Source organism: Arcicella aurantiaca (genome assembly GCF_003148625.1).
Classification (GTDB): Bacteria; Bacteroidota; Bacteroidia; order Cytophagales; family Spirosomataceae; genus Arcicella; species Arcicella aurantiaca.
Genome location: NZ_QGGO01000006.1, coordinates 202,255 through 224,049, shown reverse-complemented (window position 1 = coordinate 224,049; position 21,795 = coordinate 202,255). Strand labels below are relative to the sequence as shown.

Below are 21,795 nucleotides of genomic sequence, written 5' to 3'. Positions count from 1 at the left end.
ATAAATTATAGTGAAAGGTTGATTCCTACGTTTACAAATTTATTTTGAGGAAATTGTAAACCATTATCGTCTTGAACTTCAGGGTCAACACCGTATTGTTTTAGGTTGTCAAATGATAAAAGGTTGTAAGTATTCACGTAAATACGCATTTTTCTAATTTTTGCCTTGCTCAAAATTTTCACAGGCAAAGTATATCCTAATGCTAAAGTTCTAAGTCTCAAATACGTAACATCGTGTAACCAGAATGATGATGTTGGAGCATAATTACTGTGACTTGTCCCTACGTTGTAACGGTTTGTAGGATATTTTCCCGGAATCCATGCAGAATTAACGTCATAAATGTCTGTTCTTCTCCAACTATCTAAGAAAATGGTATTTAAGTTCCCATTATTTTGAAATGCCCAACGAGTTTCCCAGTTCTGATTCCACGTGTATCCGCTTGCTCCTGAGAAATCAATGTTTAAATCAAAGTTTTTATAAGCTAAACCTAAATTAATTCCGTAGTTAATATTTGGTTGAGTGCCTAAACCCAAACCGATTGGTCTTTGGTCGTATTCATCAATTTTTCCGTCATTATTTTGGTCTTTATAAATTAAATCTCCCGGTAATAAAGTACGGTTACCTCTTCCATCAATGTTGGCAGGATAATTATTGATTTGTTCCTGTGATGTAAATTGTCCAACTACTTCGTATCCCCAGTTAATATTTTTATATCTGTTTACGCCCGAGTTTCTGTATTGGTCCCAAGAGTTATTAAAAGCTGGTTTATAAAAATCAACATTTTTTGAACGTGAGTAACTAATATTTCCGCCAATGTTAATTTTCAACTCATTGATACTTGTAGAATATGATAATGACATTTCTCCACCACCTTGCGAATCGCTATTTAGGTTTTCTTGAGGTAACGAATATCCAATTTCAGTTGGCACAACAATATCTGTTTTAGAAGCTAAAAGTCCGTCTCTTTTACGATAGAAAAAATCAAATGAACCTGATAATTTTCTGTTAAAAAGGCTGTAATCAATCCCGAAGTTTTTCACTTCACTTCTCAACCATGAAATATTAGTCACAGGTACACCCGCATCAGCAGAACCTACTACGGCAGCATTTCCTAAAATAGCCGTTCCTTGATTGTAATTATATCCTTCTAAATAACCAAATTGACGAACAAGTGGACTATTTGAATCATTCGGATTTCTGTCGTCTCCCAAAATACCATAAGAAGCTCTCAATTTTAAATCTGAAAGAATGTCAGTTCTATCCTTCAAAAGGTTTTTCATGAAAGGTTCGTTGGTAATTCTCCAACCCACAGAAACGCCGGGGAAATATCCAACTCTTTTATCAGCTGCAAAAAGATAGGAAGCGTCTCTTCTTGCCGATAATTCTATGTAATATTTATCGGCATAGTTATAATCTACTTTTCCAACATAACCCAAACGAGCCGTCTGGTCGTCGCTATCATCATATCTATCAGCCGTTGGAAAATAGATTAATGGCAAAGCGTTGGTAGTTGGTACTGCGTGAATCCAATTGCGTAAACGAGTGGTATATAAACGTTCCGCTACGAAGGTTGCTCCAATAGAATGATTCCCGAATTTGTTAAAATAAGTAAACTGTAATTGTCCCGTAGTATTAATTTGTTTAATCTGTTCACGTTCTCTCCATGGGTTTGTACTACCGTTTGTACGTTCATAAATTTGCGTTTCAGGACGATACGTATAAGCGTTGAAAGTGTATTCATGATTATTTAAAAGATAGTCCGCTAAATAATACGAATAAAATCCTTTCACCGTAAGCCCTTCTATGCCGGGAATTTGGTATTCTGCACTAAAATTACTTTGTAAAACTCGCCAATCGTTTTTGTATTTTCCTGAGATTTTGTAATTCAAAAATGCCCAGTTTGCATTGGTTTTATTGCCGTTGTCTTTCAGATAATTAGGATTGTCATTGGCATAAGGGCGGTCTAAAGGCGTATTGATGTAAAGTGACTGACGAGCCAAATTATAATCATCTCCACCGGGAACACCGGGATTTTCACGGGTTTCGATACGTCCGTTAATTTGAACACCCACTTTTAATCTTTTCGTAATTTGAGCCGTTAAATTACTTTGAATATTAGTACGATTAAACAAATATTCACGACCTAAAACTGAATTTTGATAAAGATTTGTTGCCGACAAATAATAATTAACTTTGTCTGAACCTCCTGTAACATTGGCATTTAACGACGTTTGTGGGGCATTGCTATTGATGATAAAATTTTTCCAATCAAAACTTCTGTATGCCGCTCCTGCTGACTCGCCCATTCTATACTTTTCAAGTTCAGCTTGTGTAATAGAAGTTGAGCCAAAAGAAGTTACTTCGGCGGCAGCTCTATTTTGCATGAAATCATACGAATTATTTAAAACTGTCGGAAAGCTCGTCCAGTTTTGTCCACCTGTATAAGCATCAATATTTATTCTTGTTTCTTGGTTTAATTTTCCTTTTTTGGTCGTTACCAACACAACGCCATTGGCAGCACGTACCCCATAAATTGCCGCAGAAGCGTCTTTTAGAATGGTTATACTTTCAATATCGTTTGGAGCAAGGTTGTTAAATTGCCCTCCGTCTTGTTGAATTCCATCAATTACATACAAAGGTGTTCCCATATTACGGATTTGGATATTGGCACTTGCTCCGGGGCGACCATCTGGCATTTTGAAAGTAACACCCGAAATTTTCCCTGCTAAACTCGAACTCACCGTTGAACCACCATGCACATTTTCAATATCTTTTGAAGTAACCGTTGAAATTGAACCCGTTAAAGATTCTTTTGTTTTGGTAGAATATCCTACTACTACTACCTCTGTTAAGGCTTGAACATCTGGCAACATTTTGATATTTATTTTATCTTTTTTGCCAACGCCAACCTCCTGAGACGAGTAACCTATGAAACTATACGTAATAATTGCATTTTCATTCAGAACGGTAATTGAATAATTACCATTGTTATCAGAAATTGTTCCGTTTGAGGTATTCTTTTCTGACACTGAAACCCCTGCCATTTTTGCACCATTTTCATCTGTTATTGTTCCAGAAATGGTAATTTTAACGGGCATTTTGTCTTCTAAATTGACTTGTAACTTGTTTTCAGTGAGTAAATTAGCTTTTAATTTCTTTTGCAAGAAACCCTGAGAAATGGTGTAATATTTATCAGAAACTTTCGTGTATTTTAGGCTTAATGGCGTTAAAACTTGATTCAAATTTTCTTCTAAATTATCCGAAACTTTAAAGTCATTTTTAACAATTTGGTTTTTAATCAGATTACTTTCAAAGGTAAAATATACTTTAAACTGCTTTTCGTAGTCATGGAGTAACTTACTGAGAAAGAGCTGATTATTGTGATGATTGGTCGATGTAACTTGTACATTTCCCGCAATTGATGTCATCGCTTGGGAATGTGATATATTTTGCTGAAATAGTAATATTTCAAAAATGACACAAAAAATCACGTAGAGACGTTTATTCATAATTATTAGGATTTTGATACTTGAGAGATTTTAAGAAAGTTTTATCGCCAAATAATTTGGTCTTTTGATTGTATTATTTCAATATTATGTGTGGCAGCTAATGTTTTTAATACCACAGAAAGGTCGTCGTTTGGAAGAGTCCCTGTGAGTTCTCGATTATTAATTTTATCATCTGAAATAATGATTTTTACGCCATAAAAATCTTCTAAAGTGTGAGCCACATCACTTAGTTTTGTGTCTTTAAAAACCAGTTTATTATTATGCCAAGCACTATAATTTTCTGATTTTACGGTTTGAATTCGCAAAGCAGTATCCGCATTGGCAAAGCTTACCAATTGGTTTGGTTTCATTAAAACAGTTTTAATTTGAGATTTTCCGCCTTCATTTGAGGTCAATCGGATTTTACCTTCATTTAAAACTACTTCAGTTTTTCCTCTTCTGTTCTGAACATTAAATTTTGTTCCTAACACTTCAATATTTAGATTTTCGGTATGAACAATAAATCTGGTATTGGCAGATTTATGTGCTACCGAGAAAAAAGCTTCACCCTTCAACCAAACTTCACGCAAAGAACTTTCCTTTAAATCATTCGGAACTTTGATGGAAGAGTTGGCATTCAAAATCACTTTACTGCCGTCTGAAAGCAAAATTGTTTCCTGATTTTGGTTTTTGGTTGTGTACGTTTTATAAAGGAAAAAATCCTTTGAAACATAAAAGCCAAAAGTCAACACAAAAAGAACTGAAGCGGCAATTAGAAAATTTCTGATATTTAGAAATAAGAATTTCTTAGATTTTTGTGGTTTTTTTGAATAAAATGGATAGTCTTTTCCATCATTCAAAAATGCCTTGTAACTTGCAAGACCACGTTCTCTATCTGCCTCATATTGAGGACGTTTGGTTTCCCATTGAGCTAAATAATAATAAAAAATGTCCTCATTTGAAGAATCAGAGAGCCATTCTTTAATCATTTTTTTTTGCAGTGGCGTTGACCTTCCCGCAAAATAATCGTACAATATATTTTCAGTAATGTTCTCTTTCATGTCATTCACTCAAAATCAAATAGTTAACTAAAAAGGATATTTGATTTTCAAGATTGATTTTAAATAGATTCTTCGATGAGTGCTTTTCTTAAAATACTTAATGCTTTGGAAACCTGTGCTTCAACTGCTTTTACTGAAATATTTAGCTCCTCTGCAATGTCTTTATATTTCTTATTTTCAAAGCGATTTAACAAAAAGATATTTCGACATTGAGTGGGTAATCCATTGATTGTTTCGTTAATTTTTTCGCTCAATTCCTCAAATTCCATCATATCGTCTGAGTTCATTTGCGGGTGAATTATCTCTAATTCAAATACTTCCACATCCGACTGTCGGCTCATTTCCCATCGAATATAATTGTAAGCACGGTGTCTGACGGCTTTAAAAAGATATGCCCTATATGACCCCGTTATTTGTGAAAAAATTTGTTCTTTCCATAAATGACAAAAAATCTCTGAGACAATATCTTCAGCAACTTCTCTGGAGTAAACCAACCTTGTGGCATGACTACAAAGCATCGAAAAATATTTACTGAACAGGATTTCACAACCCATACGTGTATCTTCCTCGAATATCTTTCGAATCATTAAATCTTCTTTTAATATCGGCGGGCTGTCTGAGGAAGGCTTTAATTCTATATTTTTTATAGCATTGTCAGATTTAGAAAGATAATTCATTCTCTTTGATTTTGTGCTTTCAATAAATAGACAAGTGGGATTTGTAATACCCTACCTTGTATTTTGAAAATAGTTTAAATTTTAGATTTTTTTGGATTTGTCTGCTAAATCACGATTAGAAATTGTGAACAAATCTATCAAACTCCTTAGCATTCTCTGTCCTAATCTTACGGTATTGGTTTTCAATAAAAAAGCCTTCATAATTGAATATGAAGGCTTTGAAAAAATAGTGTCGAATTATTATTTACCGTTTTGATCAAAAGGAAATAATTGCGATTCTGTATGTGAAGAAGTCATTAATTTACCTAATTCTTTGGCTTTCTCAGGAAATAATTTGGCAATATTTTTACTTTCTTGAGGGTCTTTTGACAAGTCATATAGTTCAATTTCAGCATTTTTATCGAGAGCAGCATTCAATTTTACCGCCTTCCAAATACCTTGTCGGACTGCCTGTATTCCTCCATTTTCGTGAAATTCCCAATAGAGAAAATCATGAGTTTTTTGGTTTCCTTTTCCTTTTAAGCTTGATAAAAAGGAAATGCCATCTATATTTTTAGGGGATTTTACACCAGCAATATCTGTAAACGTAGGGAGAATATCCCAAAACGCACCAATATGATTATTCGTAGAATTGGGTTGAATCGTATTCGTCCATCTCACAATGAAAGGCTCACGGATTCCGCCTTCGTACAAATCTCTTTTAAAACCTTTAAATCCTCCCCCACTATTAAAAAATAAAGGGTCTGCTCCGCCTTCTCGATGTGGCCCATTATCACTCGTAAAAATGACTAAAGTGTTATTATCTAAACCTTCCGCTTTTAATTTATCCAAAATTTGTCCCACATATAAATCAAGTCTGGTAACCATTGCAGCAAAAGTTGCATGAGGATAAGCTTGTGATACATAGGCAGTTGTATTGGCATTTACCCCATAATCTTTTCCTTTGTAAGGTTGTTCTTCAAATTTTCCTTTGTAGTACAAAAAGATACTGTCTTCTGGAACGATAAGTTCAGCGTGTGGCAAAATATAAGGCAAAAACAAGAAAAATGGTTTGTTTTTATCTCTATTTTTAACAAAATCTAAGGCTTTATTTTGAATAATATCAGGAGCATATTCTTTGTTTTTTGTAAGATTTTCGTTCGCTTCTAAAACGATTTTCTTTCCATTATCCCAAAGATGATTTGGATAATACCGATGTGCCAAACTCTGACAATTATATCCAAAAAAATGGTCAAAACCTTGTTTATTGGGGTCACCTTCTGAACCAACTGGCCCTAAGCCCCATTTACCAAAGGCTACGGTTTGATAACCCGATTTTTGTAAAATTTCAGCAACCGTTAAAACCGAATCAGCAATAGGAGCTTGTCCTTCGGGGTCAACGCCTTTATTTCCACGAATATAAGTATGCCCCGTGTGTTGCCCAGAAAGTAATGCCGACCGTGACGGAGCACATACGCTCGTACCTGCATAAAACTGTGTAAACCGAACACCTTGTTTAGCCAAACGGTCAATATTGGGTGTTTTGATGAGTTTTTGTCCGTTTATTCCAATATCACCGTAGCCTAAATCATCGGCTAAAATGAACACAATGTTTGGACGATTATCTTTTTTTACAACGCTTTTTTGTGATTTTGCCCCAACGAAAAATGTAATAATGAGCGTGATACTTAACAATATTTTTTTCATAAAATACCGAAAATTAGTTGACGAATATTGAAACTGTTTAGACACTTTTTAATAAATACACGAAATTCCATGATTCTACTTGAAAAGTTTAAACAATTCTGAATTTTAACAGAGCAATTACTTATTAGACTTCCCGCTAAAGTGTTTTAAGTCGTAAAACACCTTCGCAGGAAGTCTATTGATTAAAATTTAACCTTTTTAAATCAAATAAATTAGTCTTTTTTCCGAAAAGCCGTAGGTGTACTTCCTGTAAATTTCTTGAATTGTTTACAAAAATGACTTTCGTCGGTGTAACCAAATTCGTCTGCAATTTCTGAAACGGTCATTTGACTATACAATAAACGAGCTTCAATAAGTTTGATTTTATGCTTGGTTATGTACTGTTTTAGAGATTCGCCTGTATGCTTTTTGAAAAAGATACTAATATAATCTGGAGCGTAGTTAAATACATTAGCTAAATGTTCAATATTCAGTTCGTTTGGCTTATAAATATGTTGCTTAATGTATAGTAAAATAGCTTCTACGGAGTCCTTATTAATAGTATTATTGGAGGTTTGTCCAAATAGATTTCTTGCCAAAATTATCATCATACTTCGCATCAAACTATCACGCATAATTTCAAAATATTGGTTTTGTTGATTTTCATATTCCTCTTCCAAAACCGTTAATAAATGATTCAGTTTTTGCTTATCCTGTTTGTTCTGAACAATAGAGCCACGACTTTGGGACGAAGTATATAAAAGTGTTTGTCGTACTTGATACCACATATTATCTTTTTCTTGCGTTTCATTTTTGAAGAATGATTCATTGAAACGAATAAAACAAAATTCTGTAAGGGTATTAATTTCAAAATCATGGTAATCTTCTGGGCCTAAAAGAAAAACATCTCCTTCAGCATATTGAAAAGTATTTCCATTGATGTTATGAATTCCATCTCCTTTGATGATAAAAATAATTTCAAAATAAGTATGCTTATGAATAGCGTGCATCCACTTTTTGGACTCAAAATGATAGATATTAAACGGCGTATGTAAGACGTATCTTTTCATATAATCATTAGTCTTGAAAAACACCAAGTTATGTTGGATTTTTACAACAAATTTGCGTTTCAGAAATTATAGTTTTGCAATAGTATTTTAAATATACTCTTTAACAAATATAAATATGAAACGCTCTTTTATTCTATTATGCTTTATAATTCCTCTTTTTCTCAATACTTCTGTCCAAAAATCATCAGAATGGGCATCATTATTAGATGATAATTTAAGTCAATGGGAAAATTATTTAAGTTATCGCCATAAGGACAATTATAATGGAAAAATACCAAAAGATTCTTTAGGAAACGATATTAAACCAATTGGTTATAACAAAGATAACACAGGTGTTTTTACTATTTTGAATACGCCACAAGGACGTGTTTTAAAGGTAAGTGGAGAGATTTATGGATGCTTATTTACAAAAAAATCTTATGACAATTATCATCTCACTTTGCAGGTAAAATGGGGGAATAAGAAATATGAGCCACGTTTAAATAAACTTCGTGATTCGGGTATTCTTTATCATTCTGTTGGTGAAGCAGGAGTTGAATATTGGCGTTCATGGATGCTTTCACAAGAATTTCAAATCATGGAAGGGCATACAGGTGATTTTTGGTGTCAAGCTAATTCTTCTATTGATATTCGCTCACTTCCCTCTGAAGGAATTATGAATAGAATTGCGGATGAAAAACAAGATTTTAGAACATTCAAAAGTGGTGGTGATTATTATTGTATGCGTTCTGGAAATTATGAAAGCCCAAATGAAGAATGGACTACCATAGACCTTATTTGTTATCAAGGAAAAAGTCTGCATATTGTAAACGGAAAAGTGGTAATGGTTTTAAAGAATTCACGATTTATTCAAAAAGATGGCAAAGAATTTCCACTTACAAGTGGCAAAATTCAATTGCAGAGTGAAGCCGCAGAAGTTTTCTATCGAGATATTCGGATAAAGCCAATTGCTTCAATGCCAAAGGCTTATGAGAAATTATTTTTATAAATTTTAAATATAACATTCAATGAAAAAAACAACACGTCGCAACTTTTTACAAACTACTGCTTTAGCATCGGTTGCAGTTTCTACTACTGAGGCTTCAGAAAAAATGGCAAGCAAAGAAATATTTGTTCATCATGTATATTTTTGGTTGAAAAACCCAAGTAGTGAAGCCGATAAAGCGAAATTATTAGAAGGATTGGAAGCCTTATCAAAAGTGCCAGAAATTAAAATGGTACATATTGGCACGCCTGCAAGCACCAATAGAAGTGTTATTGAGAGAGGTTATTCAGTATCGTGGTTATTATTTTTTGATAATTTAGAACAAGAAGAAATTTATCAAAAACACCCAATTCATTTAAAATTTGTAGCTGATTATTCGCATTTATGGGAGAAAGTAATTGTGTATGATTCAGTAGGAACAAAAAGAAAATAAGGTGTCATTTTTAAATAGATAGAATGATAGACAACGGCATGACGTATTGAAATTAGATTAGACAACTTTCAAAAAAGTTGTCTAATCTAAACAACATTATTCCAAAATATATTCTGATACGTTATACTCTATAAATTTAGGGATTAGGTAGTTTTAAATCCTAACCCCTAAATCCCAACCCCTAATTAAGATTTCGGTTGCTCAGCCAAAAATGGTTGATTGTAGTGACGTTTGCCTGTTGTTTTGAACAAAGCATTGGCAACTGCCCCGAAAACTGGAGGAAAAGGCGGTTCACCAAGTCCTGTTGGGTCGATGTCGTTTTCTACAAAATGAACATCAATTTTCTTAGGAGCTTCATTATGGCGAATCATTCTGTAATTATGGAAATTACTTTGTTCGGCAGCACCATCTTTGTGAGTCAATGCTCCGTAAAATGAATTTCCGATTCCATCCACAACCGCACCTTGAACCATATTTCGTGCCGCATCTGGGTTGACTACAACACCACAATCGACGGCACTTGTTACAGATTCAACATAAGGTTGTCCGTCTCTGATAACCATATCAACCACATGACCTGCATAAGAAGCATGGCAGAAATAAGCGGCAACGCCACGTTTTTTACCTGCATTTTCAGGTTTTCCCCAACCCGATTTTTCTTTCAATAATTCTAAAACACCGATATAACGAGCAGCGTCGTATTCGTTATTTTTTCCCACTGGCTTTTCTTTTGCTCTTTTCAGCATTTCCAATCTCATTTCGATAGGGTCTTTTCCCATTGCTTCGGCAAGTTCATCTAAAAATGATTGTTCTGCGGCTGCATTGAAGTTTGAGCGTGGAGCTCTGAATGCCCCAATGGTAATATTTGAAGGAATCTCCCAACCGTCAGCTAAATAATTATCAACCGCACCCGCTGGAAAACGATTGGCATGAACAGGATTTTCAGGAATTCCACCACCTGTTACATGAAAACCAATCAGATTTTTATTCGCATCTAAAGCTGCACGATAAGTTGCAGTGTACATCGGGCGATAAATACCATAATTCATATCGTCTTCACGAGAATAAATCAATTTTACAGGAGCTTTCACTCTTTGAGAAATACGAGCCGCTTCATAGACATACTGAGCGTATGCTCTACGTCCAAAACCACCGCCCATACGAGTCATTTGAATTTCGATTTTTTCAGCAGGAAGATTTAGAATCTTAGCAAGAGTTGGTTCCATCCAGCCTGGTGCTTGCAAAGGCCCTGCTACCAATGCCTTATCTGCCTGAACATGGGCAAAAAAGTTCATCGGTTCCATCGTATTATGAGCTAAGAAAGGAGCATTGTAAGTGCGTTCAATAACTGTCGCAGCATTTTTGAAAGCTGTTTCTGGGTCGCCGTCTTTTCTTATTTCTTTGGCAGGTTTTTTAGCCATTTCCTGCATTTTGACCATTTGGCTTTTGGAACTTTCTAAACCCGCAGGAGAAATCTGCTCGGTTTTTCTTCCGCCCCAACCATTAATTACATTTTTAACCTCTGGAGCATTTTCCCATTGAAATACTATTTTCTTGCGAGCGTTCATCACTTCCCAAGTAGAATTTCCGACAATGGCAACCATTTCATTAAAAGTACTGGTATCAAAACCAGCTTGTTCAAAACCTTCGTCGTACAATTTGAAGCTAAAAATGTCTTTGATACCAGACATTTTTTTGGCAGCAGTGGCATCAAATGATTTTAATTTTTTACCAAATGCAGGTGGATGTTGAATCATCGCAATTAACATTCCATCTACTTTGTAATCTATTCCAAAAAGCGGTTTTCCTGTTACAACTTTCTCTCCTTCAGTGTTTTTCTTTGAATTTCTTACGATTGAAAAGTCTTTTGGCGATTTCAATTTGACATCTTTTGGCACTGCGATAGTTGCCGCTTTAGCCGCCATTTCACCATATTTAGCAGTTTTTCCACTCGAATGAGATAAAACGCCTGCTTTTGTTGTGATTTCAGAAGCTGGAACTCCCCAAGTTTGAGCCGCCGCTTCAACCAGCATTTGTCTTGCTGCTGCCCCTGCATTTCTCAAAGGTTTCCAGTACATTCTTATCGAATTACTTCCTCCTGTAAACTGTGGGCCATATTTTACGTTGTCGTGCGTACTCATTTCAACGACTACATTCTTCCAATCACAGTCGAGTTCCTCAGCCACCATCATCGGTAGAGAAGTCATTACGTTTTGTCCAAATTCTGGATTGGGTACTAATATTTTTATGACATTATCAGGCGTGATTTTGATATATGCCGCTAATTCAGACCATTGTTCAGCTAAATTCAATTCAGCTACTTTTTCAGCCGCTTTTGCACTCGAAAACCAACTGAAACTAAGCATCATTCCACCACCTGCTATTACTGAAGATTTTAGGAACGACCGTCTATTATATGCGTTTTTATTTTCCATTTTCATTTTGCTTAAAGGTTACTTTTTAGCAGCAGCTTTGATTGCCTCTTTAATTCTCAAATATGTTCCACAACGACAAATATTTCCACTCATGTAGTTATCAATATCTTCATCTGTTGGATTAGGATTGTCTTTTAACAAAGCAGCCGCAGACATAATTTGCCCCGACTGACAATAACCACATTGAGCCACATCGTGTTCGAGCCATGCTTTTTGTACTGGATGTGTTGCATTGGCAGATAGACCTTCAATGGTAGTAATAGCAGATTTGCCAACCGCAGAAACAGGTAAGCTACAAGAACGAACCGCCGAACCATCCAAATGAACAGTACAAGCACCACACTGAGCCATTCCACAACCAAATTTAGTACCCGGCATATTTAGATGGTCACGCAAAACCCATAAAATTGGGGTTGATGGGTCAACATCTACCTGTTGAGTTTTCCCATTTATTTTTAGAGTGTATTTAGACATAAGTATATATGATTTCCGTTTTTAGTAAAATTTAACAAAAATATATGAATAAATCAATGAAAAATAATGTTTTTCAAATCATAACTTACAAAAATCAAACAATTGTATTTTTGTTTTGAGGTTGTTATGCTGTAAAACAGATTGTATCATAGTCTAAAAACAAAGAATCGCCCAAAATGTTATTCTGAGCGATTCATCTGTTTCTTTCTTGTAAGATTTTATGTCATTCTACTTTTTCATTTTTAGCAAAAAGAAATGATTCAATATGAGTCTTAAAAATAAACTCATCTAAGGGTTTTTGAAGGTAAAATTTTGTAAAGGGAAGCGGTCTGTACTGTTCGTAGTATTTTTTGCTATTATAAGCACTACAAATAATTACCCACATGGAGTCGTCTTTTATCGGACGAATCAAGTCTATTCCTGTTACATTTCCTTTTAGTTTAATATCTGTAATAATTAGTTTATACTCATGATTAGCCATTTCATATTCAAAATCTTGAGGATTATTGGTATAATACGGTTTAATTTCTGGATATTGATTTAATAACATCTCAATAGATAGTTGGTCAGACAGGGAGTCTTCCAAAACGAGGCAATTAAATTGTTTCATAATTTTGTGATTTTAATGGGTATTTCACAAAGATTATTCACAACTCAAAAAAAAAGCAATGACTTATCTCATTTAACTACGTGAGTGGTAATATTTATTACGTGAATGGGCGTTTCTTATTCATTTACACCGTTTTATCAGTATATTTATCAATCAAGAATTGTCTGTTTCCCCGACTAATTTGAATTTGATGGGCGTCTATTTCTACAAAGTTTTCCTTTACGTTTATTCTTTTTACCTCTGTCATATTGACCAATGTATTTCTATTGATTTTTTCAAAATCTAAATCTTTGAGCAATTCCTCAAAATGCTTTAGTGAGGTGTAGGTTGTGTATTTACATTTAGGCGTGTAAACGGTTGTAGCATGGTCGGAGGTTTCTACGAATAAAATTTCCGTATGAATAACTTTATGCAGATAATTCCCTTGTTTTAACATGACAAAATTATCTTCTACCACTTTTTTTCCTTCCGCTTTTGCCGACTGCTTATTAAATAAAAATGATTCAATATTGGTTTTGAACACAAATTCTTCAATTGGCTTTTTTATAAAGAATTTATTGAATTTCAAGGATTTATAATCTTCATAATAATCTCGGCTCTCCATCGAACTCGAAATAATTACCCATGCAGAAACATCCGTAATTGAATGAATCAAGTCAATTCCCGTGAGTGAATCATTCAAGATAATGTCCACAATAAACATTTGATATTTTTTCTTGGGAAGTTCTTGTAAAAAGCTTTTAGGAGAATTTACATAAGTAGCCTCAATTTGAGGAAACTCGCTAAGAATCATCTCGATGGCTAATTGGTCACCAAGTGTATCTTCTAATACTAAACAATTGTATGAAATCATTTTGGGGTGTTTATCAATAATTTACTTGTAAAAACATAGCGGTTTTTTTCACTTTCAATTTTAAAATTAGCGTTTTTCAATATAGGCAACAACAGAGTCATTCCAATACCCAAACCTTTATTTGATACATCATTGTTATGATTTATTTCATTAATAATGATGATTTTGTAGCAATTATTCTCATTTTGCTCAATTATTATACCAACCTCTGTTTCAGGTTTTGAATGGATAACTGAATTAAAAATTAGATTTCTCATTATTATTACAAACAATCCTTGCTCAATATTGGCTCTGGTATTTGCATTTTCAATTTTATAAGTCAACTTTTTCTCTTGCAATTCATCTGCATAAATCTCAAAAATCTGTTGAATTAATTGCCCCAAATGGCAATCTTGTGTTTGTATTGAAAAACTTTTGTTGGTACTTTTTACCCAATAAACAAGTTCATCGATAAGCCAAAGCACTTTTCGACTTTTGTTTTCTGTCTCATTGCCAAGCAAAAGCAAACGTTCTACATCATTTTTTTTGATAAGATACGCCATCTTTTTAGTAATATCATAAAAACTCTGAACGGGGTATCTCACATCATGTACAAGCAAACTTAAAAGCGTTTCTTTTAGGTTCAAACTTTCTTGTAATGACAAGGTTTGTTCATCTACTTTTTGTTGTAATATTTTATTCCGACGTTTAAGTTGATAAGTTGAATATTTTATCATCCCATACGTTAGGACACTCAAAAGGATAAAGATTATTACCCAAAAATACCAAGTCATATAAAGGGGATTGGGGCGATTGATGGTAATTTTTTTAGTATCGGCATTCAGAAAATCATCGCAACTTACCACCATAATTTCTATGGTAGTATTGCCATAACTGATGTTATTGATGAGCAAACGACGGTCTGTTAACATTTGCCATTCTTTGGTTAACGACCTGTCTGTTCGGTAATAATACTTTTTTTCACAATTAAATTTGAAATCTTCAAATGAAAAAGTCATTTTAAGGGTATTCTCACCCCGATTTAACCGTAAAAATGAGTCTTTAAATTCTGGAATCACCCTGCTTTGGGTAGTATCACGATAGGTAGAAATGGAGTCTAACTGTAATGAAAATTTTCGTTCAATTTTATTTGAAAAATCTGTTGGATTAAAAATATTTAATCCGTTGATTCCCCCAAAATATAGCACCCCTTTTTCGTCTTGAAAATGAGCTAACCGATTACATTCATTGGAGGTTAGCCCATCTGCAACGGTATATATTTTCATTAAATTCCCTTGATTATCAAAGTGCCAAATGCCTTCTTCGGTACTTGCCCAGACGCCGTTTCTCGTGAAATAGGCAGATAAATATTTCTTGCGTAAATACTTTTTTTCTTGAATGAATCGCTGCATTTGTTGGCTTTTCAAATCGTAAATCCAAATTCCATTGAGTGTAGCAAGTAATAGTTGATTCCGATTTTTTTGTATTGAAAAACAAGTCATTTGTACATTCTCGCCCATCGGAAAATGTACTTTTTTTAATCTGTTTTCATCTAAAAGTTGAAAAAAACCTGCCTCCGAAGCAATGTAAACTTCATTTTTGTTAATATAAAAATCATAAACAATTGCGGTTTCAAATGCTTGATTCACTTTTGAAAAAGGAATGAGTTTCTTTGTTTGATTGTCATAATAAAGAATTCCTTTTCTTTCCAGACCAATCAAATACCCATTTTTATATTCTGCAATCGACCAAATTTTTATGTTATCAAAACTACACAACACTTCATCTTTCATGGTTGAAAGATTCGTTTTCACTAAAGCGTCTTCTCCAAATAATAAATTCCCTTTACTGGCTTTCAAACTTGCCAAAACAAAATGAGGGTCTTGGGCAATATCATTTTTCAAGTCATGTAAAGGCTTTATTGTACCCGTTTTGATATTTATTAACTGTCGTTTTTTGTTGGTATTGACAATAATTTGATTCTCGTCAATTTTTATAATTTTCCTGCATGAAAAGTTTTCGTTTATTTTTTCTGACTCATTGTTTTTGAGAAATGTATGAAATTTCCTTTCATTGAATTGAACGATATTAACACCATTATTGGTAGATAAAATAAAATTTCCATAACTATCTTGTGTGATGTCATGTATCAAAAAATTGAATTGTTCTTTCAATACAAACCTGAATGTAGAATCAAAAAAACTTATAGAATTCCCTTGATTCACCACAAAGAAATTATTGGTTTTGTCAAAGAAAACATTATTCAAATAGGCTTCATACGATGTAGAAAATTCCATCTGAGCAATACCTCCTATCTCTTTTAAAAGAATACTTTCTCTTTTTAGAATTACACAGAATAGTTGATTATGAACCTCTAAAACAGACCTAACAAATTGTCTATTCAAATCTATTTTCGTTAAAATATTGCCATTAAAGTCAAGTTGTAAAAGTGTTTTGTCTTTCTGTGCATTTTGCTCGATACAGGCAATTATTCCCTTTTTGCCAGCATACAACAATTTAACGGGCATTTTATCAAGCGAAGAGAGTAATTGAAGGCTTCGTTTTTTGGCATCAAATTGGAATATTTCTCCATTTTTAGTACCAATAAAAATTCGGTTTTGAGCATCAGCAATGATTGAATGAATGGCAATTTTCTGATGAATATACTCACTCAGCGGAACAGCACGATGTGTTTTTGGATTGAAAACAAAACACCTTAAAATATTGAAAGGATAGTACCATTCATAATTTTCGGAAAGCCAAAAATTACCATTTGCATCTTCATAAGCAGAGTTAAACCCACGATTAGAGAAGGTTTCGGAAAGCAGAAAGTTTGTTATTTTTCCGAATTCGAAAAGACCGATTTTGTTATCCGTTAAAAACCATGTCTTTTTATTTGAATCAATAAAACTGCTATTAATTTGTCTGTTAGATAAGCCGTCAGCAATGCTCAAATGCTTCTCTGTTTTTTGTAAATTAATTGAATTTGATTGACTAAATGAGTGGTTAAGTACGAATAATAAAAGTAATATTTTAAGAGAAGTAAAGAAATGTTTCATTCTGTGTGTTCATGAATGATATAAATATCTGACTATTTTTTTAATTTTTCATGCAGTTGAAAAACTTTGATTGGGAGTTTCATAAATGCTTTTGTTTCCAAAGCCTATCACCAAACCATTTATATTGTTTACATCAAGTCACTTATAGTAATTTTCACATCAACTACGTCCAAAGAATATTCATTTTCTTTTAGTTCATGGTTAGAGATAATTGTGGTAAAAATATTCTTTTTTGTATTGGTGGCAGCACGAAAAGCGGCTTTTCGCCAACTCAATTGTGAAGCATATTTTTTAGTAATCTCAAAATTCGCCTCATAATATTTACATTCGCACAGATTTATCGCTACATCTTTTCGGTCAATTATTAAATCTATCTGAAAACCATCTTCTGAGCTTGAGCCTTCGTGTCGGTACGACGACGTTTCTGAATAAACATTCTGAATTCCCAATGCCTTTTTAATTTCATTGACGTGCTTCATACACAAGGATTCAAATGCGTAGCCTGACCAAATTTTATAGGTTTGGGCATTTGATAAAATTTGCCAAATCCCTGTTTGATACTTACGATTGTTCTTGATGAATTTGTGATAAAACACCGAATATTCATCAATCAAGCGATAAATTGAACCTCTTTTTTTCTTTCCAAAAGGCGTTTCTTCTACTACAAAACCTGAAATCAAAAGTTCTTCCATTGCTCTTTGATAAGGTCCTCCTTCGCTTACTTTCGATTTTTTGATGATTTCTTCTCTGGTCATCCCAGTTTTTGTAGTTGCCAATACCGAAACGATTGTTTCATGGTTGGCAGGAAATTCAAAAATTGCTTTGTACAAATTATCGTATTCATTTTTTAAAATTCCGCCATCACTAAAACACATTCTTTCAATACAAACGGTGGCACTTTCACCTTTGTTGATGTTTTCTAAATAAAAGGGAATTCCGCCCATCACCATGTAAATATCAACAATTGAGGAATTGGTTAATTTGATATTTTTTGACAATAAAAATTGTTTAGTTTCGGCAAGGGTAAACGGAAAAAGTTGAATATGATGAGTTAATCTATTATGAAAACCGCCTTTATCATTTACTATTTTCTGACTAATCCAAGATGTTGAAGAGCCACAAACTACTAAAATAAAATGTTTTTCTTTCGACAAATAATCATTCCAAAAGTGGGCTAACAATTGAATAAAACCCGATTTTACGGTGTTTATCCAAGGTAGTTCGTCTAAAAAAATAACGTGCTTTTTCTTGGTTGAAAGAGACTGCAAATACGTTTTGAGTAATGTAAAGACTTCTTGCCAATTTTTGGGATTTGGCACAATTGGCATTGAAGAAACTTCGGCAATTTTTTGAGAAAAATTAACCATTTGCATTTTCAAATCTCCCCCTTGAATTCCCGTGATGGTTAAACACAAATGTTTTTTGTAAATTTCCTCAATCAAATACGTTTTGCCTACTCTTCTTCTGCCTGTCACCGCTATAAACGACGATTTTTCAGAAGATAAAGCTTCTTTTAACTGCTGAATTTGATTATCTCTTCCAATCATATACTTGTATTTATCTATCAAATTTAGCAAGATAAATACAAATATAATTGTGTTTGGTGACTTTTTTAAAGAAGTATATATTATTTGTCGCACGGGTGAGGTTTTCCGACATTAAGTACACAGTTCCGTTTTTTTAAGAAAAATTGTTCAAATATTTACTTGTCCGAAAAATCCTTGTAAATTAAAGTTATCGCTGAATAAACCAGCAATACTTCCTTATCCAAACATAAAATGATAGATTTAAAAAGCATTCAAACTGAAATAGATGCCAGTTTTTTATATAAACTACTTGCAGAAAACGAAGAGGATGAAAATATAGCAAAAGTATTTTATCAAATGAGTGAAATTGAACAAAGCCACGCCATTGCATTTGCCAACAAAAACGGATTACCTCTCGCTGATTTGCCATTACCTTCTAAAAGAGCCAAAACACTAAAATTGATAGGAAAGATTTTTGGTTACGACTATGTTTTAGGTGTGCTTTTAGATACGGAAAAAAGTATTTCTAATGCGGTAGTTGGGGCAAGAAAAAAGAGCCAAATGGCAAGTTCAATTTCTGACACTGCCCATGTTACGATTCTGAAAAATATACTCGATAACAACAAAAATATATCTGGGACAAACTTAGCCCGATTTGAGAAAAAACATCGTTCCGTTGGCGGAAATGCTTTGAGAGCAGCAGTTTTAGGAGGAAATGATGGTTTGGTATCAAATTTCAGTTTGGTTATGGGAATTGCAGGAGCAACCAACGGGCAAAGTGAAGTGCTTTTGACAGGACTTGCTGGAATGTTGGCAGGTGCTTTATCAATGGCTTTGGGAGAATGGATTTCGGTAAAAAGTTCACAAGAGCTTTTTGAAAATCAAATGGAAATTGAAATGGAAGAATTAGAGACCAATCCCGAAGGTGAAGAAAAAGAATTAGCTCTCATTTACTATTCAAAGGGGATTCCAGAAGAACAAGCCAAGCAAATGGCAAAAGATATAATGGCAAATAAAAACCTTGCTCATGAAATTTTGGTGAAAGAAGAATTAGGAATCAATGTAGAAGACATGAAAGGCTCAGCAATGGAAGCGGCTGTTACATCATTTGTTCTTTTTGCCATTGGTGCTATCATTCCTGTCGTTCCATTTTTCTTTATGGGAGGTTTACAAGCAGTTTTGATAAGTGCATTATTAAGTGCCGTCGGATTATTTGGTATTGGTTCAGCAATAACTTTATTTACGGGTAAAAGTATTTGGTACTCAGGATTTAGACAAGTGATTTTTGGATTAATAGCCGCCACCATTACCTTTGGAATTGGAAAAGCAATTGGGGTTTCATTGACTTAAATTTTAGAAGTAAGCAGGATTGAGATTTAGAAGTCAGGACTCCTCACCCTCACAACCTTGATTATCAACAACTTATATTTTCCATAAATGGCGTATAGTAAATAACTTGATTAATAGCGAGTTGCAACATTAATCCGAAGCAATGACCGTACCGATATACAATTTTTATTTTCAATCAGTATTTAAAAAACGGTTTTTGCTTTAGAGATACAATTGAATTATTTGTTTGAGTAAACTAACCCTAATTACAATCTTGAATCAAAATTTTATTTCTGACAACGAACTCATTTCTTTAATGAATGAAGATAATGCCTTGGCTTTTGAGGTATTATATCATCGTTATTGGAAAAAACTTTTCGTTACGGCAGTCAATAAAACCCAAGACCAAGATTTAGCACAAGAAATTACGCAAGAGATTTTTGTTGATTTGTGGGAACGAAGAGCGTCTCTCAAAATAACCAATGTTAGTGCTTACTTAAATGCTGCGATTCGCTTCAAAGTTATTTCTGCTTATAAAAGCCAACTCGAAACGCAAATTGAATATTTAGAAATTCCCGATAATTCTACCAATGACTCTTTGGAGCTAAAAGATTTTGAAAAATCTTTAGCTTCTGCCGTTTCTTTATTACCTCAAAAAACCAAAGAAATTTTTCAGATGAGTCGTTTTGAGCAAAAATCTGTCAAAGAAATTTCTGCCAAATTACAAATCCCAGAACGTACAGTCGAGTACCACATCACCCAATCTTTACGCTTTTTGCGTCTTCATTTACAAGATTACTTCCTTTCTATCAGTTTTTTTATGTCCAAAATAGCATTGTACTATTTTGAGAATATTTTATATAAAAAGTAAATTTTATATAATCTTTCTGTGATTTTAAATATTTATTTGCGGTTAAGTACCATTTGTTTGACTTGTATATAAGGGCAAGTTAATCGTTGTTGGTATTTACAAATCCCGAAATCCTCAAAATCAAAAATGTATGAGTAAAATACAATTTAAAACCATACTTGAAAACTACTTAAAAGGTACTTGTTCAGAACAAGAACGAAAATTAGTAGAACAGTGGTACGAGTTGTTGGATGAAGACCATCAAGTGCTCTTTCCGTCGTTGTCGTTGGATGACTTGGAGCGTGAATTATGGGAAAAAGTAAAAATGAAAAGCCGACTTCCTGAAAATGTTAATATTCGTCCTATCCGTTGGTATCAACAAAATAATTTTTACCGTGTTGCAGCAGGTGTAATGATTCTGATTGGTGTTGGTGGGTATTTTTGGCAAAATCAAAGTGATAGTCATGCTACCTATACCACTATTTCTAAGCAATACAAAGATTTCGTTCACCACGAAAATAATACTCTCAAAGAAGAAAAAGTTTTATTGCCCGACGGAAGTATTGTTACGCTAAGTGCCAAAAGTTCAATTGATTATCCAGAGAAATGGGCAATTGAAAAGCGTGAAGTTTTTTTAGAAGGTGATGCTTTTTTTGAAGTAAAACGAAACCCTAAGCAACCGTTTTTGGTATATGCCAACGAAATCGTAACGAAGGTTTTGGGTACAAGTTTCTGGGTAAAAGCTACAAACCCTAATAACCAAGTTGAGGTAGCGGTAGTAACGGGAAAAGTATCTGTTTTTAAGCAAGATACCAAAGCCGATTACATTTCCAAAACTATCAAAAGTGGGGTAATTCTAACACCAAACCAGCAAGTCAGCTATTTTCCTGAAAACAAAGTTTTTGTTACAGGTATCGTTAAAAACCCTGTGTTGATTCAACCTGAGCCGCTAAGGACAACACAGCCTACCATTTTGCCTTCTTTCAAATATGATGAAACTACCATTGCAGAGGTACTCAAAGATTTGGAAAAGGCTTATGGTATTGAGATTATTGTCGAAAATGAACACCTAACCAATTGTCCATTAACGGCAGATTTATCAGAAAGTAACCTTTATACAAAACTTGATATTATTTGTGCCACCCTAAAAGCTACCTACGAAGTGAGAGGCACAAAAATATTAATCAGTGGAAAAGGATGTTAGTCAAAAGCCCAATAATCAAGGCTTTTAAAACAAAAAAGGCTAAAGGTGTTGCAGCACCGATAGCCAAAGTATTTCAGTCAAACCGTTCAAAATTTAA

General features: G+C 33.8%; 16 protein-coding genes. 5 read left to right on the top strand and 11 right to left on the bottom strand.

The genetic code is table 11. The annotated features are described in order from the left end of the window. Positions 1 to 5: 5 nt before the first annotated feature. From LV89_RS07795 to LV89_RS07775, 5 genes are all read right to left on the bottom strand, one after another. The gene (locus LV89_RS07795) at positions 6 to 3,509 is read right to left on the bottom strand and encodes a SusC/RagA family TonB-linked outer membrane protein (RefSeq protein WP_211321176.1); all 3,504 of its coding nucleotides are present in this window, start codon (positions 3,507 to 3,509) and stop codon (positions 6 to 8) included. Between the two features lie 41 nt (positions 3,510 to 3,550). After that, the gene (locus LV89_RS07790; RefSeq protein ID WP_109742306.1) at positions 3,551 to 4,549 is read right to left on the bottom strand and encodes a FecR family protein; all 999 of its coding nucleotides are present in this window, start codon (positions 4,547 to 4,549) and stop codon (positions 3,551 to 3,553) included. Positions 4,550 to 4,608: 59 nt separating this feature from the next. Beyond that, the gene (locus tag LV89_RS07785; protein ID WP_158279535.1) at positions 4,609 to 5,136 is read right to left on the bottom strand and encodes an RNA polymerase sigma-70 factor; all 528 of its coding nucleotides are present in this window, start codon (positions 5,134 to 5,136) and stop codon (positions 4,609 to 4,611) included. A 330-nt stretch (positions 5,137 to 5,466) separates the two neighbouring features. After that, positions 5,467 to 6,912 carry an arylsulfatase gene (locus tag LV89_RS07780; protein ID WP_109742304.1) on the bottom strand — a complete coding sequence of 482 codons (1,446 nt, stop codon included), beginning with the start codon at positions 6,910 to 6,912 and terminating at the stop codon, positions 5,467 to 5,469. A gap of 212 nt (positions 6,913 to 7,124) precedes the next feature. After that, positions 7,125 to 7,961, bottom strand: a complete 837-nt coding sequence (locus tag LV89_RS07775; protein WP_109742303.1) for an AraC family transcriptional regulator — start codon at positions 7,959 to 7,961, stop codon at positions 7,125 to 7,127. A gap of 115 nt (positions 7,962 to 8,076) precedes the next feature. Between LV89_RS07775 and LV89_RS07770 the strand changes: the two genes are divergently transcribed. Both LV89_RS07770 and LV89_RS07765 read left to right on the top strand, forming a co-directional pair. Further along, positions 8,077 to 8,949: a 3-keto-disaccharide hydrolase gene (locus LV89_RS07770; protein ID WP_109742302.1), complete on the top strand. Its 873-nt coding sequence runs from the start codon at positions 8,077 to 8,079 to the stop codon at positions 8,947 to 8,949. 19 nt (positions 8,950 to 8,968) lie between these two features. Next, positions 8,969 to 9,379: a Dabb family protein gene (locus LV89_RS07765; protein WP_109742301.1), complete on the top strand. Its 411-nt coding sequence runs from the start codon at positions 8,969 to 8,971 to the stop codon at positions 9,377 to 9,379. Positions 9,380 to 9,564: 185 nt separating this feature from the next. Here LV89_RS07765 and LV89_RS07760 read toward each other — a convergent pair whose 3' ends face one another. The 6 genes from LV89_RS07760 to LV89_RS07735 form a co-directional block, all read right to left on the bottom strand. Then, positions 9,565 to 11,814, bottom strand: coding sequence for a xanthine dehydrogenase family protein molybdopterin-binding subunit (locus LV89_RS07760; protein WP_109742346.1), 2,250 nt, complete (start codon positions 11,812 to 11,814; stop codon positions 9,565 to 9,567). Between the two features lie 18 nt (positions 11,815 to 11,832). Beyond that, the gene (locus LV89_RS07755) at positions 11,833 to 12,288 is read right to left on the bottom strand and encodes a (2Fe-2S)-binding protein (RefSeq protein ID WP_109742300.1); all 456 of its coding nucleotides are present in this window, start codon (positions 12,286 to 12,288) and stop codon (positions 11,833 to 11,835) included. A 223-nt stretch (positions 12,289 to 12,511) separates the two neighbouring features. Next, positions 12,512 to 12,898, bottom strand: coding sequence for a response regulator (locus LV89_RS07750; RefSeq protein WP_109742299.1), 387 nt, complete (start codon positions 12,896 to 12,898; stop codon positions 12,512 to 12,514). 124 nt (positions 12,899 to 13,022) lie between these two features. Then, positions 13,023 to 13,751 (bottom strand): LytR/AlgR family response regulator transcription factor, encoded by a 729-nt coding sequence (locus tag LV89_RS07745; RefSeq protein ID WP_109742298.1) that lies wholly within the window; start codon positions 13,749 to 13,751, stop codon positions 13,023 to 13,025. Further along, positions 13,748 to 16,789 carry a ligand-binding sensor domain-containing protein gene (locus LV89_RS07740; protein WP_109742297.1) on the bottom strand — a complete coding sequence of 1,014 codons (3,042 nt, stop codon included), beginning with the start codon at positions 16,787 to 16,789 and terminating at the stop codon, positions 13,748 to 13,750. The genes LV89_RS07745 and LV89_RS07740 overlap by 4 nt, the downstream gene beginning before the upstream one ends. A gap of 128 nt (positions 16,790 to 16,917) precedes the next feature. Continuing rightward, the gene (locus LV89_RS07735) at positions 16,918 to 18,336 is read right to left on the bottom strand and encodes an AAA family ATPase (protein WP_109742296.1); all 1,419 of its coding nucleotides are present in this window, start codon (positions 18,334 to 18,336) and stop codon (positions 16,918 to 16,920) included. A 231-nt stretch (positions 18,337 to 18,567) separates the two neighbouring features. Here LV89_RS07735 and LV89_RS07730 point away from each other — a divergent pair, with 231 nt between their 5' ends. From LV89_RS07730 to LV89_RS07720, 3 genes are all read left to right on the top strand, one after another. After that, complete coding sequence (locus LV89_RS07730; protein WP_211321175.1) at positions 18,568 to 19,665, top strand: VIT1/CCC1 transporter family protein; 1,098 nt, start codon at positions 18,568 to 18,570, stop codon at positions 19,663 to 19,665. Between the two features lie 253 nt (positions 19,666 to 19,918). Continuing rightward, positions 19,919 to 20,515, top strand: coding sequence for an RNA polymerase sigma factor (locus LV89_RS07725; protein ID WP_109742295.1), 597 nt, complete (start codon positions 19,919 to 19,921; stop codon positions 20,513 to 20,515). Between the two features lie 130 nt (positions 20,516 to 20,645). Next, a complete protein-coding gene (locus LV89_RS07720) occupies positions 20,646 to 21,698 on the top strand; it encodes a FecR family protein (RefSeq protein WP_109742294.1) in 1,053 nt (350 codons plus the stop codon). Positions 21,699 to 21,795 lie beyond the last annotated feature (97 nt).